Raw genomic sequence first — 12547 nt, forward strand, 5'->3', positions numbered from 1 at the left:
GGGGTCTTAGCGGCTGTCTTCCGGCTTGCAATCCACTACGCAAATTGGCATAAATATACTATAACTTGATAGCAATACAAATTTCTGGCGGCAATAAGCTGCATTTGTGTAGAAAGAACGACACTATTGGTATTAATTTACCAAATGCCAACAATATTTTCAAACAGGCACTATCTTGCGCCGGAGTGAGCGCGCCGTCAACCATAAGCCCAGCGCCGTCAGCGCCAGCGCCAGCTGGCCGGCCGCCAGCCACAGGAAGGAGTGCGATGCCAGCGGCGCCAGCACGCCGGCCACCAGGGCGCCCAGCAGCGTGGTGGCGAACGATTGCACCGAGGCTACCGTGCCGCGGATGTGCGGGAACAGGTCGAGCGCCAGCAGGGTGGCGGCCGGCGCCGCCATCGACATGCCGAAGGTGTAGAAGAACAGCGGCAGCACGCTCCACGGCAGCGCCGGCCCGGCCAGGAGGTGGTAGCCGAGGTTGACCGTGGCGGCCGTGATCAGGAAGCAGAAGCCGATGCCGATCTGGCGCATGAAGCTGGTCTTGCCGGCGATGCGGTTGGCGGCCAGGGCGCCGAGGAAGATGCCGGACACTGCCGGCACGAACAGCCAGGCGAATTGGTCGGGCCCCAGGTGCAGCTGCGCCGGCAGCGCCACCGGCGCCGCTGTGATGTACAGGAACAGGCCGGCGAAGTTGAAGGCCACCACCCCGGTCTTCAGGTGGAACAGCGGCGAGGACAGGATGGCCTTGTAGTTGCGCCACAGGTAGCGCGGGTTGAACGGCTGCCGCTGGTCGCGCGGCAGCGTGTCGGGCAGGCGCCGGTAGCAGACGATGAACAGCAGCACCGTGTAGCCGGCCAGCGCCAGGAAGATGGTGCGCCAGTCGGAATACTTGACGATGAAGCCGCCCAGCACCGGCGCCACGGCCGGCGCGATGGCAAAGATCATGGTCACCAGCGACAGCAGGCGCGCGGCGGCGGCATCGGCATACAGGTCGCGGATGATGGCGCGCCCCACCACCACGCCGGCGCCGGCCGACACCCCCTGCAGCACGCGGAAGAACCACAGGTATTGTACCGAGTGCGCAGCGGCGCAGCCCACGGTGCCCAGCAGGAAGGCCACCAGCGATACCAGGATCACGTTGCGGCGGCCGAAGGCGTCCGACAGCGCGCCATGCCACAGCACCATGCCGGCAAAGGCCAGCATATAGGCCGTCAGCGATTGCTGGACTTCGATCGGCGTCGCATGCAGCGTGGCCTGGATATTGGGAAATGCGGGGAGGTAGGCGTCGATCGAGAAAGGGCCCAGCATCGACAGGCTGGCCAGCACCGCCGCCAGCGCGCCCGGTCCCAGCGGCTTGCGCTGCGCTGCCTCCGGCTCAGGGATGCGGGCGGGGGCGTCGTTTGGAGGCGGAGGAGTAGGCGTCGAAAGCATCAAATGTCCACTTCGGGGGCAGGAACGGAAGTGGACATTTTCGCAGGAAATGTCCACTTTGGTTCCTGACCCCGAAGTGGACATTTTGCGGGCCTGCGATTACTCGGCTGGCGCGTCGCCGGCTGCCTTGCGGTTGAAGCCGGCCACCATGTCGAAACGGAACAGGCGGCATTCGAGCGCGCCGTTGAAGAATGGCGTCTTGCGCGATTCTTTCAGGCGCAGCATCTTCGGCAGGCCCAGGTCGGCGGTGAACAGGTAGGCGGTCCAGCCCGGGAAGCGCTGCTTGAGCGTGGTGGAGAAGGCGCTGTAGAAGCTCTTCGCCAGTTCGTCTTCTTCCAGGCTGGCGTCGCCGCGCACGCCGATCCGCTCGCCGTACGGCGGGTTGGTCAGCAGGATGCCCGCTTCCTTGCTCGGCGCCTGCACCTGCTGCGCTTCGATCTGCTTGAGGGGCACCTCGAACTGGATGCCGGCGCTCTTCAGGTTGTGGCGCGCCATGGCCACCATGTCGCCGGAAATGTCGGAGCCGAAAATGGTCGGCTCGGCCGGCAGCGGGTTGGGCTTGAAGTCGGTCTTCATCTTCTGCCACGGCTCCGGGTCGAAGTCGTGGAATTTCTCGAACGCGAAGCGGCGCCGCGCGCCCGGCGGGATGCCCTGCACCATCTGCGCCGCTTCGCACAGGATGGTGCCGGAACCGCACATCGGGTCGAACAGCGGCACGCCCGGCTTCCAGCCCGATACGCGCAGCAGGCCGGCGGCCAGGTTTTCGCGCAGCGGGGCGTCGCCGGTTTCTTCACGCCAGCCGCGCTTGAACAGCGCTTCGCCCGAGGTGTCGAGGTAGACCATGAACTGGCGCTGGTCGAGGAAACCGAAGATGCGCATGTCCGGCTCGCGCGTGTTGACCGACGGCCGCTTGTTGTACATGTCGCGGAAGCGGTCGCACACGGCGTCCTTGATCTTCAGCGTGGTGAATTCCAGCGACTTCAAAGGCGACTTGATGGCGGTGACGTCGACCCGGATGGTGTGCTGCACGCCGAACCATTCTTCCCACGGCTGTCCCAGCACCAGGTCGTAGATGTCGTTTTCGTTCTGGTAGTGGCATACGCCCATGCGCATCAAGACGCGCGAGGCGATGCGCGAGTGCAGGTTGATGCGGTAGGCGTCGTACAGGTCGCCAGAGGCGTGCACGCCGCCGGGAACCTGGTTGTGGACCTTCATGGTCGGGCTCATGGCCGCGATTTCGGTCAGTTCTTCCGCCAGGGCGGCTTCCAGGCCGCGCGGGCATGGGCAGAAATATGATGGCATTTGGGGGACCCTTTATCCGTTAAAAAGGCTTGACGACCACCAGGATCACGATCGCCAGCAACATCAGCACCGGTACTTCATTGAACCACCGGTAAAACACATGACCGCGGGTATTGACGCCGCGTTCAAATTTCTTCAAGAGCGCGCCGCAGGCGTGGTGGTAGCCAATCAGCAGGAACACCAGCAGCAGCTTGCCATGCAGCCAGCCCGGCATCCTGGCGCCGTACTGCAGCACCGCCAGCCAGATCCCGAACACCAGCGCCGGCAGCGCCAGCATGGTGGTGAAGCGGTACAGCTTGCGCGCCATCGTCAGCAGCCGCTCGGTCGTCGGGCCCGGCGCTTCCATGGCCAGGTTGACGAAGATGCGCGGCAGGTAAAACAGGCCGGACATCCACGATACGATGAAGACGATATGCAGCGCTTTGATCCACAGCATTGGGCTTACTTTCTGATCTCGCCGTGGCCGAACACCACGTATTTAAGGGAAGTCAGCCCTTCCAGGCCGACCGGGCCGCGCGCGTGCAGCTTGTCGTTGGAGATGCCGATCTCGGCGCCCAGGCCGTACTCGAAGCCGTCGGCGAAACGGGTCGAGGCGTTGATCATCACCGACGAGGAATCGACTTCGCGCAGGAAGCGCATGGCGGCCGAGTAGTCTTCGGTGACGATCGCCTCGGTGTGCTTGGACGACCAGGTGTTGCAATGCTCGATGGCGGCGTCCAGCCCGTCCACCACGCGCACCGCCAGGATCGGCGCCAGGTATTCCGTGGCCCAGTCTTCTTCCGTGGCGTGCGCCAGGTGCGGGTAGGCGCAGGCGGCCAGGATGGCGTACGCTTCGGCGTCGGCGCGCAGCTCGACCGATTCGGCCAGGTAGCGCGCGGCCAGCTGCGGCAGCACTGCGGCGGCGACGGGGCGCGCCACCAGCAGCGTTTCCATGGTGTTGCAGGTGCCGTAGCGGTGGCACTTGGCGTTGAAGCCGATGTCCAGCGCCTTGGCCAGGTCGGCCTTGGCGTCGATATACACGTGGCAGATGCCGTCCAGGTGCTTGATCATCGGTACCGTGGCTTCTTCCATCAGGCGCGCGATCAGGCCCTTGCCGCCGCGCGGCACGATCACGTCCACGAACTGCGGCATGGTGATCAGGGCGCCGACGGCGGCGCGGTCGGTGGTGTCGACCACCTGCACGCCGTCGGCCGGCAAGCCGGCGCCGCGCAAGCCTTCGGCCACCAGGCGCGCCAGCGCGCGGTTGCAGTGGATCGCTTCCGAACCGCCGCGCAGGATGGTGGCATTGCCGCTCTTGATGCACAGGCCGGCCGCATCCACGGTGACATTCGGGCGCGCTTCGTAGATGATGCCGATCACGCCCAGCGGCACGCGCATCTGGCCCACCTGGATGCCGGACGGGCGGATTTTCACGTTCGAGATTTCGCCCACCGGGTCCGGCAGGGCGACGATCTGGCGCAAGCCTTCCACCATGGTGGCGATGGCCTTGTCGGTCAATGCCAGGCGCTCCAGCATGGCCGGCGCCAGGCCGGCGGCGCGCGCGGCGGCCAGGTCCTGCTCGTTGGCCACGCGCAGGGCCGGCGCTTCGCGCTCGATCGCCTCGGCGATCAGCTGCAGCGCGCGGTTGCGGGTGGCGCTGTCGGCGCGCGCCATGGCGCGCGATGCGGCGCGGGCGCGCCGGCCGATGTCTTGCATGTACTGCTTGATGTCCATTTATTTACCCTCTTGCGACGCGTAAAGCCAATTGCAGCATGGCGTCCCACTGGTCGCCGGCGAACGCCTTGGCGCGCAGCCCTTTGACCATGCGGTCGACCTGGGCCGCCTGCTGCAGCGCCGCTTCCAGCGTGGGCAGCGAGATGCGGCGCAGCGCCGGCTCCATCAGCCGTTCGCGCGGGCCCCAGATGCGGTATTCCTTCAGGAGCGCCGGCAGCGGACGGCCCTGGGCCATGCCTGCCTTTAATTTTAGCAGCGTGCGGATTTCTTCGGAGACGGCCCACAAAACCAGCGGCAGCGCTTCGCCTTCGCCTTTCAAGCCTTCCAGCATGCGCATCAGGCGCGCGGTGTCGCCGGAGAGCATGGCTTCGGACAGCTTGAACACGTCGTAGCGCGCCACATTGAGCACGGCGTCCTGCACCTGCTCGTGGGCCAGCTTGCCCGGCTCGTGCAGCAAGCCGAGTTTCTGGATTTCCTGGTGTGCCGCCAGCAGGTTGCCTTCGACGCGGTCGGCGATGAAGTCCAGGCTGGCGCGCTCCGCGCTCTGCCCTTGTGCGGCGAGCCGGTTGGCAATCCATCCCGGCAGCGCATTGCGCTCGATGTTCGGGATGTCGATGTATACGGCGGCCTGCTGCAAGGCCGCCACCCATGCCGCTTTCTGCGTCTGCCAGTCCAGCTTGGGCAGGGTGATCAGCGTCAGGTTGTCGGGCGACAGGTCTTTGGCATAGGCCTGCAGGGCGGCGCCGCCATCCTTGCCCGGCTTGCCGGACGGGATGCGCAATTCGATCAGCTTCTTGTCGCCGAACAGGCTCATGGCCTGGTTCGCCGCCAGCAGCTCGCCCCATTTGAAGTTGCGTTCGACCGACAGCACCTCGCGCTCGGAATAGCCTTGCGCGCGCGCGGCGCGGCGGATCTTGTCGGCCGCCTCCAGCGCCAGCAAGTGTTCGTCGCTGGTGATTACGTATAGCGGGGCCAGCGTCTTGGCGACGTGGCCGTCCAGGGCGTCGGCGCGCAACTGCATACGGCGCCTTTAGCGCACCGGCGGCGCGGCCGGCGCGGTAGGGGCGGTCACGTCGGGCGCCGACAGCACGCCTGGCAGCACGCCGGAAGGGGTGGGTGCCGGTGCCGGCTTGCCCGGCTTGATGGCGGCCATGCGGCGCATCATCTGCTGCACCAGGTCGGCCTGCATGTCCTTGTACAGCAAGGCTTCCTCCTGCTCTTTGGCCAGGAGCTGGGTTTCGCTGAAGGTGATCGGGCGGCCCAGCACGATATTGGTCGGCGCCAGCAGTTCGTTGCCGGCCTTGTCGGTCACGCGGAACAGGATGTTGTAGCTCAGCAGGTATTCACGCACGCGGCCATTGCTGTTCAAGGACAGGATCGACTTGGTGCGGGTCCTTTCCGGGTTGGTCAGCACTTCGATCACGCCGTCCGCCTCGGCCTTGCTCGCGGCCACGCTGGTGTGGCCGTTGACGCGGATATTGCGTTTGAGTTCAATCGCCAGCGGCGACGACTCCGGCAAGCCCACGTACATGGCGTTGAACGGCAGCGTATACGTGCCGCCGGAGCCGCGCAGGTGGAAGCCGCAGCCGCTGGCCACGGCAGCTACGCCCAGCGCAGCCAGCGCCAGCATGCTGCGGCGCAGGGCGCCGCGGGATTTCAGAGTCGTCGTCATCTTTGCCTTACACCACGATATTGACCAATTTGCCCGGTACCACGATGACCTTCTTCGGCGCGCCTTCCAGGAACTTCTGCACGCTTTCCTCGGCCAGTGCGGCCGCTTCGATGGCGGCCTTGTCGGCGCCCTTCGGCACCTTGACCGCACCGCGCAGCTTGCCGTTCACCTGGATCATCAGCTCGATCTCGGACTGCTCCAGCGCGGCCGGGTCGACCTGCGGCCAGGCGGCGTCCAGGATGTCCCCCGCGTAGCCCATTTCCTGCCACAGCACGTGGGTAATATGCGGCGCCACGGGATTGAGCAGGCGCAGGAAGATGGCGTAGCCTTCAGCCAGCACCGCCGGCTCCACCGCCTTGGCCGACTCCAGCGTGTTGAGCATCTTCATGCAGGCGGAAACCACGGTGTTGTACTGGATGCGCTTGATGTCGTAGTCGGCCTGCTGCAGCACCTTGTGCATTTCGCGGCGCAGGGTCTTGCCTTCTTCGGTAGCGGCGCTGACGGCCAGCGGCGAACCGGCGGCGCGGATCGCGTCGCGCTGGGCGTAGCCGAAGTTCCACACCCGCTTCAGGAAGCGGTTGGAGCCTTCCACGCCGGAGCCGGACCATTCCAGGGTCTGCTCAGGCGGCGAGGCGAACATGGTGAACAGGCGCGCGGTGTCGGCGCCGTACTGTTCGATCTGGCCCTGCGGGTCGATGCCATTGAGCTTGGACTTGGACATCTTTTCGGTGCCACCCAGGATCACGGGTTGACCGTCCGTCTTCAGGACTGCAGACACAGGCCGGCCGCGATCATCATGGCTGACCTCTACGTCATCCGGGTTGATCCAGGTCTTCTTGCCGCCTTCTTCACGGTAGTAGGTCTCGTTCAGCACCATGCCCTGGGTCAGCAGGTTGGTGAACGGCTCGTCGAACTTCACCAGGCCGAAGTCGCGCATCACCTTGGTCCAGAAGCGCGCGTACAGCAGGTGCAGCACGGCGTGCTCGATGCCGCCGATGTACTGGTCCATCGGCATCCAGTAGTCGTTGCGGGCGTCGACCATGGCGGCGTCGCTGCCCGGCGAGGTGTACCGCATGTAGTACCAGCACGAGTCGACGAAGGTATCCATGGTGTCGGTCTCGCGGCGCGCCGGCTTGCCGCATTGCGGGCAGTCGCACTTGAGGAAGGCTTCATGCTTGTTCAGCGGATTGCCGGTGCCGTCCGGCACGCAGTCTTCCGGCAGCACCACCGGCAGGTCCTTTTCGGGCACCGGCACCGCGCCGCAGGACGCGCAGTGGATCATCGGGATCGGGGTGCCCCAGTAGCGCTGGCGCGAAATGCCCCAGTCGCGCAGGCGGAAGGTGGTCTTCTTCTCGCCCAGGCCTTTTTCGGCCAGGTCGGCGGCGATGGCTTCCAGCGCTTCGCTGTAGCGCAGGCCGTCGTACTTGCCGGAGTTGGTGACCACGGCGACGTTCTTGTCGCCGTACCATTCCTGCCAGGCTTCGTCGCTGAAGCCCTGGCCTTCGGCGGCGATCACCTGCCTGATCGGCAGATGGTATTTTTTCGCGAAGGCGAAGTCGCGCTCATCGTGCGCCGGCACGCCCATCACGGCGCCGTCGCCGTAGGTCATCAGGACGTAGTTGCCGATCCAGACTTCGACTTGTGCGCCGGTCAGCGGGTGGGTCACGAACAGGCCGGTCGGCATGCCCTTCTTCTCCATCGTCGCCATGTCGGCTTCGATCACGGAGCCCATCTTGCATTCGGCGATGAAGGCTTGCAGTTCCGGCTTGCCTTGCGCGGCGTGGGCGGCCAGCGGGTGCTCGGCGGCCACGGCGCAGAAGGTCACGCCCATCACGGTGTCGGGGCGGGTGGTGAACACGTACAGCTTGCCGTCGTTGATCAACTGGCCGTCGGCGCCGGCGATGGTGTGCGGGAAGGCGAAGCGCACGCCGGTCGACTTGCCGATCCAGTTCGACTGCATGATGCGCACGCGCTCAGGCCAGCCTGGCAGCTTGTGGTCGACGTAGTCCAGCAGCTCGTCGGCGTAGTCGGTGATGCGCACGTAGTACATCGGGATTTCGCGCTTCTCGATCAGCGCGCCCGAACGCCAGCCGCGGCCATCGACCACCTGCTCGTTGGCCAGCACGGTCTGGTCGATCGGGTCCCAGTTCACGGTACCGGTTTTCTGGTAGATGATGCCTTTTTCCAGCATCTTCAGGAACATCCACTGGTTCCACTTGTAGTATTCGGGCTTGCAGGCGGCCATCTCGCGCGACCAGTCGATCGCCAGGCCCATCGACTCCATCTGCTCTTTCATGTGGTCGATGTTGGAATAGGTCCATTTGGCTGGCGGCACATTGTTGGCCATTGCCGCGTTTTCCGCCGGCATGCCGAAGGCGTCCCAGCCCATCGGCATCAGCACGTTGTAGCCGTTCATCCGCAGGTAGCGGTACATCACGTCATTGATCGTATAGTTGCGCACGTGGCCCATGTGCAGCTTGCCCGATGGGTAAGGCAGCATCGAGCAAGCGTAGTACTTGCCTTTAGGGAAGCGCGGGTCGTTTTCGACCGCTTTGTAGGCGTCGATCGCCTTCCAGTGCGATTGGGCGGCTTTTTCAACGTCTGCTGGACTATATTTTTCTTGCATGATGGAGCGCACTAAAATGAGAGGATATGAACCGGACATTATAACAATGCATTGGTGCGGCGCGTCAGAATGAGATATCAGGAATTTCCTCCCCCGCCGGGGCTGGCCGGGCTGGTGGACTGCTTATGGCTGTCCGAGGCCCCTGCCGCCCCCCCTGCGGCCGCCGCGCCGCGCCCTGTCTTGCATCGCGTATTGCCGGATAATTGCACCGATATCCTGTGGCAGGACAGCGGCGACGCGTTCTTTGTCGGCATGATGAGCACCTGGTTCGATGTGCCGGCTGCGCGCCCCTTGCGCACGGTGGCGGTGCGCTTCCGGCCGGGCGCGGCCAGCCTGTTCTTGCGGCCAGGTCCGGGCCAAACTCCCATTGCGCTGGCGGGGCTGATGGACCAGCGGGCGGGCCTGGACCTGCTGTGGGGCCGCTCGGCGGCCGACCGGCTCGGCGACGCGCTGTGGTCGGCGGCCCGCAGCGATGCCGAACGCCTGGCACTGCTGACGGAGGCACTTTACACCCGCCTTTCTGTCGCTCCCGGCGGTGCCCGTGCCGCTACCGCCCTCGCCTCGCGCGTGACAGCGGCGGCTCCCGCCGGCCAGGCGTTGGCCCTGCGCGCGGTGGCCGAACTGGAGGCCCACGGCGGCGCCCTGCGCGTCGAAACGCTGGCTGCTGCGTTGGGTGTCTCGCGCCAGTATCTCGCCAACCAGTTCCGCGACCATATCGGCCTGTCGCCCAAGCTGTTCGCGCGCATCTGCCGATTCCGGGCCGCCCGCGCTTCCGCCCTTGCCCTTGAAGCCGGCCAGCACGGCCACGATTGGGCCACGCTCGCCCTCGACAGCGGCTACTTCGACCAGTCCCACCTGATCCGTGACTTCCAGGACTTCAGCGGCGCATCGCCCGATGTCCATTTAGGCAATCGGTAAGCCGCTTCCCTCTGTCGCGAGAAAGTGCGATTTTGGGCCGAAATTGGCCTGACCAAACCGCTATTTTCTGCGATTTTCGGGAACTTTCCGTGATTTCGCATGTCCAAAGGAAAAAATCACGGAAAAGACCTGAAAATCGCACGAAATAGCGGTTTGGTCAGGCCAATTTAGGGCAAAAATCGCACTTTCTCGCGACGGAGAAGAACATGAAACAGAACCTTTGTATCGCCATTTCCGCGCCCACGCTGCGCGCCCTGCTCGAATTTCAAAGCGAGCACGACGATGAAATCGATCCGGCGGACCTGGCCGACCTCGCAATCCGCGACTGGCTGCAGCGCCAAAGAGAACTCGCCAAACCGGCTGGCCAGCGCGGCTACTTCTGGAAGAAGCTATTCCTGCCGGAAGGCACCCGCCTGAGGGTTTCCAATCATATGACAACGCGCTATGCCGCTGTCGCTGGCGACGACCTTGTCTACGAGACGATGACGATATCCCCGAACCAGTTGGCGCAGATGACGCTTGGTTCAGCACGGAACGCCTGGGAGGTTGTCTACATCCAGATGCCGGGCCAGCGCGAATGGAAGTTGGCGCTCCGCCTGCGCCATGCCCTTGAAGCCGATGCTCGCCGGGCAGCCAACCGCTCCGCCAAGCCGGTGCCAGTCCCAGCAGCCGTGCCGCAGCAGGCTTCACCGTTACCGGCCTTACCTCGCAACTTACCGGTCGGAAACTTGCTTGCGCCCCAATTGCGGTCCGACTGCGAGGAGCGGCGCAAGGTGTATCGCCGCGCAGAAGACCTCTTGCTGGACTAGTTTCCATTTTTCCAATCGGCGCCGGCGACGGCATGGCAAGATGCAGCCATCACCACACCAATAGAGGAGAAACACCATGATCAAAGGCCTGCGCACCGCGATTTACCCCACCCCCGACCTGGAAGCCGGCAAAGCCTGGTACAGCAAAGTTTTCCAGAAAGAGCCCTATTTCGACCAGCCCTTCTACGTCGGCTTTGAAATCGGCGGCTTCGAGCTGGGCCTGGTGCCGGATGGCGAACCCGTCAAAGCCGGCGTGCAAGCCTACTGGGGCGTGGATGACATTGCCAAAGAAGTCAAACGCATCGTCAAACTGGGAGCAAGCACTCACTCGGAAATTCAGGAAGTAGGCGAAAACATCAAGGTGGCCGAACTGGCCGATCCCTTCGGCAACTTGCTGGGCTTGATTGAAAACCCGCATTTCGACAGGGCCAGGGTCGCGTGATACCATGCTCCCCCTATGCGCAAACGCAATAACAAATCCATCCTGATCAAGACGCCCGACCAGGTCGAGCTGGCCCGCGTGGCCGGCCAGCTGGCGGCCGACGTGCTGACCTTCATCGCGCCGCACGTCAAGCCGGGCGTCACGACCGCCCAGCTGGACCAGCTGTGCAACGACTACATCGTCAACACCCAGAAAGTCATCCCGGCCAACGTCGGCTATGGCGGCTTCACCGGCACCGTCTGCACCTCGGTCAACGAAGTGGTGTGCCACGGCATCCCGTCCGACAAGAAGATGCTGAAGGATGGCGACATCATCAACATCGACGTCGCCGTCATCAAGGACGAATGGTTTGGCGACACCAGCCGCATGTACTACGTCGGCACGCCGTCGAAAGCGGCGCAGAAGCTGTGCGAAGTAACGTATGACGCGATGTGGGCCGGCATCCGCGCCGTCAAGCCGGGCAAGCGCCTGGGCGACGTCGGGCACGCGATCCAGAAGCTGGCCGAAGCGGCCGGCTACAGCGTCGTGCGCGATTACTGCGGGCATGGCATCGGCATGGTGTACCACGAAGACCCGCAGGTGCTGCACTACGGGCGGCCGGACACTGGCCTGCTGCTGGAGCCGGGCATGGTATTTACGATTGAGCCTATGATCAACGCAGGCAAGCACGCCACGCGCGCGCTGCCGGACGGCTGGACCGTCGTCACGGCCGACCGGTCGCTGTCGGCGCAGTGGGAGCATATGGTGGCGGTGACCGAGACCGGGTTCGACGTGTTGACTCTCGCACCGGGCGAGCAAAACCGGTAAACCAGGGTCCGACCCAAGGGTCGGACCCGATTCGCGGCGGCCGCATGTCCGGGTCTGACCCTTGGGTCTGACCCAGGTTTACCGGTTTTAACGCAAAGTCAGCTTCAACGCCGGCTTCTCGCCATAATCGTCATAACGCTCATTGATGCCGCCGACGCAGTAAGTAATCTCTTCCAGCAAATCCGCCGGCATTTTCGAAGCGTCGGTAATGACGATCTCCAGCACCTCGTTCGGTTTCAGCCGGAACTTCGTCATATTGTCCTCATCGCGCAGGTAGGACAGGCAATCCACCCAGGCATCGATAGTCGCGCCATAGCCCGAAGGGAACCCAAGTTCCGCCTGGCAGGCAGCGTGGAAAGCAGCTTCATCGCCGATCGCGGCGCCGTTTAACGTGGCAATAGCCATTATTTCTTTTCCTTCGGATCGGTGACAAACCCAATGCGGGTCAGGCCATGCGACTGCGCCGCCGCCATCACCTGCGCCACCACTTCATAGCGGGTATCCTTGTCCGCCCGCAGCTGCAACTCCGGCTGCTGCGGCAAGTCCGCCGCCCCGGCCAGACGCTGTTCCAGCTCCCCGGCCTGCAAGGCATCATTGTTCCAGTAGACCGTGCCGGCGGCATCGATGGCCAGCGTCACGGTGTCGGCTTCCTGCGGCAGCGCCCTGGCCTGCGCCTTGGGCAGCTCCAGCTGCACCGCATTGGTAAACATCGGCGCGCTGATGATGAAGATCACCAGCAGCACCAGCATCACGTCCACCATCGGCGTGACGTTGATGTCCGCCATGGATTCCTTCTGCCGGTGGTGGTTGAAGGAGCCGAATGCCAT

Annotated in this window: 13 protein-coding genes; 4 read left to right on the top strand and 9 right to left on the bottom strand. The window is 64.2% G+C overall.

The window, feature by feature from the left end; all coding sequences use genetic code 11:
• Positions 1-159: 159 nt before the first annotated feature.
• The 7 genes from ASD07_RS19675 to leuS all read right to left on the bottom strand — a co-directional run bounded on the left by ASD07_RS19675 (position 160) and on the right by leuS (position 8744).
• Positions 160-1431, bottom strand: coding sequence for a multidrug effflux MFS transporter (locus tag ASD07_RS19675; protein ID WP_082507448.1), 1272 nt, complete (start codon positions 1429-1431; stop codon positions 160-162).
• Between the two features lie 99 nt (positions 1432-1530).
• A complete protein-coding gene (locus tag ASD07_RS19680) occupies positions 1531-2733 on the bottom strand; it encodes a class I SAM-dependent RNA methyltransferase (protein ID WP_373922092.1) in 1203 nt (400 codons plus the stop codon).
• A 19-nt stretch (positions 2734-2752) separates the two neighbouring features.
• The gene (locus ASD07_RS19685; protein ID WP_055934166.1) at positions 2753-3169 is read right to left on the bottom strand and encodes a CopD family protein; all 417 of its coding nucleotides are present in this window, start codon (positions 3167-3169) and stop codon (positions 2753-2755) included.
• 5 nt (positions 3170-3174) lie between these two features.
• On the bottom strand, positions 3175-4446 hold the full coding sequence (locus ASD07_RS19690) for a glutamate-5-semialdehyde dehydrogenase (RefSeq protein WP_055934168.1): 1272 nt from the start codon (positions 4444-4446) through the stop codon (positions 3175-3177).
• Positions 4447-4450: 4 nt separating this feature from the next.
• A complete protein-coding gene (gene holA, locus ASD07_RS19695) occupies positions 4451-5467 on the bottom strand; it encodes a DNA polymerase III subunit delta (RefSeq protein ID WP_055934170.1) in 1017 nt (338 codons plus the stop codon).
• Positions 5468-5476: 9 nt separating this feature from the next.
• The gene (gene lptE, locus ASD07_RS19700; protein ID WP_055934172.1) at positions 5477-6118 is read right to left on the bottom strand and encodes an LPS assembly lipoprotein LptE; all 642 of its coding nucleotides are present in this window, start codon (positions 6116-6118) and stop codon (positions 5477-5479) included.
• Between the two features lie 7 nt (positions 6119-6125).
• Positions 6126-8744 (bottom strand): leucine--tRNA ligase, encoded by a 2619-nt coding sequence (leuS, locus tag ASD07_RS19705; protein ID WP_055934500.1) that lies wholly within the window; start codon positions 8742-8744, stop codon positions 6126-6128.
• A gap of 69 nt (positions 8745-8813) precedes the next feature.
• Here leuS and ASD07_RS19710 point away from each other — a divergent pair, with 69 nt between their 5' ends.
• The 4 genes from ASD07_RS19710 to map all read left to right on the top strand — a co-directional run bounded on the left by ASD07_RS19710 (position 8814) and on the right by map (position 11720).
• A complete protein-coding gene (locus tag ASD07_RS19710; RefSeq protein WP_055934174.1) occupies positions 8814-9662 on the top strand; it encodes a helix-turn-helix domain-containing protein in 849 nt (282 codons plus the stop codon).
• Between the two features lie 206 nt (positions 9663-9868).
• Positions 9869-10471, top strand: a complete 603-nt coding sequence (locus ASD07_RS19715) for a hypothetical protein (protein WP_055934176.1) — start codon at positions 9869-9871, stop codon at positions 10469-10471.
• 76 nt (positions 10472-10547) lie between these two features.
• A complete protein-coding gene (locus tag ASD07_RS19720) occupies positions 10548-10913 on the top strand; it encodes a VOC family protein (protein ID WP_055934178.1) in 366 nt (121 codons plus the stop codon).
• 15 nt (positions 10914-10928) lie between these two features.
• Positions 10929-11720 (top strand): type I methionyl aminopeptidase, encoded by a 792-nt coding sequence (gene map, locus ASD07_RS19725; protein ID WP_055934180.1) that lies wholly within the window; start codon positions 10929-10931, stop codon positions 11718-11720.
• A gap of 87 nt (positions 11721-11807) precedes the next feature.
• Here map and ASD07_RS19730 read toward each other — a convergent pair whose 3' ends face one another.
• A complete protein-coding gene (locus ASD07_RS19730) occupies positions 11808-12125 on the bottom strand; it encodes a barstar family protein (RefSeq protein ID WP_055934182.1) in 318 nt (105 codons plus the stop codon).
• Positions 12125-12547, bottom strand: a complete 423-nt coding sequence (locus ASD07_RS19735) for a biopolymer transporter ExbD (RefSeq protein WP_055934184.1) — start codon at positions 12545-12547, stop codon at positions 12125-12127. The genes ASD07_RS19730 and ASD07_RS19735 overlap by 1 nt, the downstream gene beginning before the upstream one ends.

The sequence above is a fragment of the Duganella sp. Root336D2 genome (assembly GCF_001425005.1).
Lineage (GTDB): Bacteria > Pseudomonadota > Gammaproteobacteria > Burkholderiales > Burkholderiaceae_D > Rugamonas.

Bases quoted from the DNA above. Each gene is read 5' to 3' on its own strand.
- ASD07_RS19685 (WP_055934166.1), bottom strand. From the start codon at position 3,169: ATGCTGTGGATCAAAGCGCTGCATATCGTCTTCATCGTATCGTGGATG.
- ASD07_RS19720 (WP_055934178.1), top strand. From the start codon at position 10,548: ATGATCAAAGGCCTGCGCACCGCGATTTACCCCACCCCCGACCTGGAA.
- ASD07_RS19710 (WP_055934174.1), top strand. From the start codon at position 8,814: ATGAGATATCAGGAATTTCCTCCCCCGCCGGGGCTGGCCGGGCTGGTG.
- lptE (WP_055934172.1), bottom strand. From the start codon at position 6,118: ATGACGACGACTCTGAAATCCCGCGGCGCCCTGCGCCGCAGCATGCTG.
- ASD07_RS19690 (WP_055934168.1), bottom strand. From the start codon at position 4,446: ATGGACATCAAGCAGTACATGCAAGACATCGGCCGGCGCGCCCGCGCC.
- ASD07_RS19715 (WP_055934176.1), top strand. From the start codon at position 9,869: ATGAAACAGAACCTTTGTATCGCCATTTCCGCGCCCACGCTGCGCGCC.
- ASD07_RS19680 (WP_373922092.1), bottom strand. From the start codon at position 2,733: ATGCCATCATATTTCTGCCCATGCCCGCGCGGCCTGGAAGCCGCCCTG.
- holA (WP_055934170.1), bottom strand. From the start codon at position 5,467: ATGCAGTTGCGCGCCGACGCCCTGGACGGCCACGTCGCCAAGACGCTG.
- ASD07_RS19730 (WP_055934182.1), bottom strand. From the start codon at position 12,125: ATGGCTATTGCCACGTTAAACGGCGCCGCGATCGGCGATGAAGCTGCT.
- ASD07_RS19675 (WP_082507448.1), bottom strand. From the start codon at position 1,431: ATGCTTTCGACGCCTACTCCTCCGCCTCCAAACGACGCCCCCGCCCGC.
- map (WP_055934180.1), top strand. From the start codon at position 10,929: ATGCGCAAACGCAATAACAAATCCATCCTGATCAAGACGCCCGACCAG.
- ASD07_RS19735 (WP_055934184.1), bottom strand. From the start codon at position 12,547: ATGGCATTCGGCTCCTTCAACCACCACCGGCAGAAGGAATCCATGGCG.
- leuS (WP_055934500.1), bottom strand. From the start codon at position 8,744: ATGCAAGAAAAATATAGTCCAGCAGACGTTGAAAAAGCCGCCCAATCG.